Source organism: Myxococcus vastator (genome assembly GCF_010894475.1).
GTDB lineage: Bacteria > Myxococcota > Myxococcia > Myxococcales > Myxococcaceae > Myxococcus > Myxococcus vastator.
Genome location: NZ_JAAIYB010000681.1, coordinates 1 through 3103, shown reverse-complemented (window position 1 = coordinate 3103; position 3103 = coordinate 1). Strand labels below are relative to the sequence as shown.

Annotated in this window: 3 protein-coding genes; 2 read left to right on the top strand and 1 reads right to left on the bottom strand. The window is 70.1% G+C overall.

Annotated elements, in window-relative coordinates; translation table 11 throughout:
- Positions 1-644: 644 nt before the first annotated feature.
- Positions 645-998 (bottom strand): Imm52 family immunity protein, encoded by a 354-nt coding sequence (locus G4D87_RS35995; protein ID WP_163787318.1) that lies wholly within the window; start codon positions 996-998, stop codon positions 645-647.
- Between the two features lie 184 nt (positions 999-1182).
- On the opposite strand from G4D87_RS35995, the gene G4D87_RS35990 reads away from it, so the two are divergent.
- A complete protein-coding gene (locus G4D87_RS35990) occupies positions 1183-1722 on the top strand; it encodes a hypothetical protein (RefSeq protein WP_163787316.1) in 540 nt (179 codons plus the stop codon).
- Positions 1723-1854: 132 nt separating this feature from the next.
- Positions 1855-3103, top strand: a 1249-nt coding sequence (locus G4D87_RS35985; RefSeq protein ID WP_163787314.1) for a DDE-type integrase/transposase/recombinase, incomplete at its 3' end; no start/stop codon positions are given.

Sequence of the window (3103 nt, the reverse complement as noted above, 5' to 3'; positions counted from 1 at the left end):
CCGACTCGGGACCGCCGTGACGAACTCCGAGCTGAAGGCGCTCAACATCACGCCCGCCGAATTTCATGGTGAGTGGAACTACGTCGTCAGGCCGCAACCGATCACGTAATTGAAGCTCAAGCCCTTACGGGCGCCAATCTACATGGGAGGAGTTTGGCCGTGCGCTACGCCGAACCGAGAAGCTTGGCTACGAGAATGTCGGAAGGCGAGCACACGTCGCATGTCTTTTTGCCATGACCGCGAACCAGTTTCCCGACCAGTCCGACAGGGCTCGTCGCAAGCTGGATGATGTGGAGCGGCGCCTGCTCGTTCTGCGAAGAGACAACCCTACGCGGATGGAGTTCCTAGAGGAGATTTCGCACATTCGACGCATGGCCCGATGGAAAGTGAATCCACCATAGGTGCGCTCGGAGGCCCCTTCCAGCGCCCCTGCCCTCAGCGACCGCGACCTCCCCCGACAGGGAGCCTCCTCCATCACCTTGAATGGGGTGGGGCCGAGAGCTGCCCCCTTCCGCCGGCCTCGTAGACCGCCCGGCGGATTTTTCAAGACCGCTGCGTCTGCTGGTCCCGCTACTCGCGCGGCGCTCCGACCTGATGAGCCTGCCTCAAACCGCAGATGTTGCAGTGGCGAGCCACCGTGATGCTCAGGGAGCAGCAACGGAACGCACGAGGCCAGCACGGTCCAGGAGTTCGGTCACTCGCTCAGCCGATGCCACATGGTCCGGGTTGCTGGCCGTGAAGCGCTCCGAGGTGAGGACGATGAGTGCCCCCTCGTCATCCACGGGTTCGATTCTGACTGGAGCGGGCAATGGAGGCACCTTGCCTCGCTGCCTGGCGATGTACGTCACCCATCCAATCCGGAGCGCAGCAGGGTCGCCGGTGTCGACCAATTGAAGATGAGCGGACGACATGGCCACGGCTGTTGACGAGCACCCTGGATGAGGGCGCAAGGCCCGAGTTCGAGCCGGCTGTGTGATGGTTTCGCGCCGCTCGCCCATCGTCAGCGAGAAACTGGAGCGCCACGCCCGATGAGGTAGCAGGCGGTCAGGAGGACGGGGAGAAAGGTGCGCAGAGGGTGCGGGAACACCCTCTACGCGGGCCCCGGGAACCCTGCGGAAAGAGAACCGGGACACCCGAGGAGTCGTCCGTTTCGAGGGCGACGTCAAGAACTGGCCGCCCTCGGTGGACGAGGGCCGGCCGAAGCGCTGCGTGGCCTGTGGGCGCGGCGCCTACGAAGGCGGTGGGCTGGGCCTCCATGGGCATGGGCTCGTCGAGCGCCAGCAGCGCGGCCCGCCGACTCCGGACGGGGCGCCGGAATGCCGGGGGGTGCGCTGTCGGCGCTACCGCTGCCAGCCCTGTGGCGCGGTGATGCGCGTGGTGCCCCCGTCCGTCTCTCCACGTAAGCACTTCAGCGGGGAGGCGATTGCCTTCGCGCTGGCGCTGTGGACCCTGTGCGGCCTGAGGGCGGACGAGGTGCGACGGCGGACGAGCGACTGGACGCGCCTGGGGGACGCCGCCCGCGGCTGGCGGTCGCTGGCCAGGTGGGCGCGGCAGCTCGGGGCGCGGCAGCTGTTCGGCGCACTCCACCTCGGCGCGGTGGCGGAGGGGCCCCGGGCGCTCGCGGCCCGCGCGGCGCAGGCACTGTGCGCTCACGCGCCGCTCGCGTGGCGGGGGGCGCCGCTCGAGCATCAAGCCTTCGCCGGAGCCCGACATGTGAGCTGATGGCCATCACCGCGAAGTTGCTGGGGAAGTCCTGCCCACCGCGTTGGGCACCCTCCCAGCGGCGCGAGCGGATGCGAGGGGTGGACTTCCCGCCAGGCCCGCGATGGACGCGGCGGCGGGGAGGAGACCTCGATGGATGAGCTCGTCCCGAAAGACTACGGCGAAGAGATTGCGATTTTCCGCAGCCAGGTGATTGGCCCGGTGGTGCACCGCCAGTTGACGCGCGGAGAGCTGCGCGGCGCGCTGAGGGAGTTGACGCGGCAGAAGTTCCGTCCGCCTGGAGCCGAGCGCACGCGGCACTTCAGCGTGCCGACGCTGGAGCGCTGGTACTACCGTTTCCGCAAGCACGGCCTCGCCGCGCTGCGCCCCCAGCCGCGCAAGGACGCGGGCCGCGCCAAGGCGCTCGACGAGCGGCAGAAGCAGCTCGTCTGCGACGTGCGGCGCGAGCACCCGAGCGCGTCCGCGGAGCTGATTCTCGCGACGCTCGTGCGCCAGGGCAGCGTGCGCGAGGGCGCGGTGAGCGCCGCCACCGTGCGGCGGCTGCTCGCCGAGCGCGGGCTGGACCGCGTCTCGCTGCGTGGCACGAGCGAGGGACTGGAGCGTCGGCGCTGGGAGGCCGCGTACCCCGGCGCGCTGTGGCACGGCGACGTCTGCCACGGCCCGGTGCTCACCGGCGGAACGAAGTGGGAGCCGCTGCGCATCCACGCGCTGCTCGACGACAGGAGCCGCTACGTCGTCGCCCTCGAGGCGCGCTCCACCGAGCGCGAGGATGACATGCTCAGCCTGCTGGTGCGGGCCGCGCGCCAGCACGGCGTGCCGGAGACGCTCTACCTCGACAACGGCTCCACCTACTCCGGCAAGGCGCTCGCCACCGCGTGCCCGCGCCTGGGCATCGCGCTCGTGCATGCCAGGCCCTATGACCCGCAGGCGCGTGGGAAGATGGAGCGCTTCTGGCGCACGCTGCGCGAGGGCTGCCTTGACCACCTGGACCGCTCGCTGTCCTTGGCCGAGGTGCAGCGTCGCCTCGACACTTTCCTCGCCCGCCACTACCACTCACAGCCGCACGCCTCTCTCATGGGCGACACGCCCAGCCTCGTCTGGGGCACCCACCAGACGCGCCTCGTCTCCGAGACGCAGCTGGCCGAGGCCCTCACCGTGCGGGCGCGCCGCCGCGTCTCCCGTGACGGCGTCGTCAGCCTTGACGGCCGCCTCTTCGAGGTGCGCCACGGCTTTCTGGCCGGCCGGCTGGTGAATGTCGCCAGCTGTCTCGTCGAGGGGCTGCCCGCCACCGTCCGCGTCGAGCACGACGGCCGCTGCTACGAGTTGCGGCCGCTCGACGTGCAGGCCAATGCCCGCGCCCACCGCGCACGCAGCCCCGTCC